Origin of the sequence: Nocardia amamiensis, from assembly GCF_015477605.1 — a bacterium.
Taxonomy (GTDB): Bacteria; Actinomycetota; Actinomycetes; order Mycobacteriales; family Mycobacteriaceae; genus Nocardia; species Nocardia amamiensis_A.
In genome coordinates, this window is the sequence record NZ_JADLQX010000372.1 from 1 (window position 1) to 253 (window position 253).

Genomic DNA, 253 nt, shown 5'->3' on the forward strand with positions numbered 1-253 from the left:
CGGGTGGATTTGCTGTTGTGACTGGAGAGGTTGTCGGTGATCACGTGGATGTCGCCGACCGGGTTGGCCTGTTCGACCAGTTCCAGGAACCGCTGATAGTTGACGCTGTTGCGGGAGGATGCGGTGACCTGCGTTCCGCGTAATTCGGAGCGGATAGAGCCCAGATTTATGCCCTGACCTGCCCAGACATGGAGAAACGCGCCTGGGGACCGTGTCTCTAGGCGTGCAGATACTCGCAGGTCAGGGCGCCGGG

1 protein-coding gene is annotated in these 253 nt (G+C 60.9%); it reads right to left on the minus strand.

Going from position 1 to position 253, the window contains the following annotated elements; translation table 11 throughout:
- Window positions 1-253: hypothetical protein (locus IU459_RS39215; RefSeq protein WP_228839086.1), on the minus strand; the 253-nt coding region annotated here is incomplete at both ends.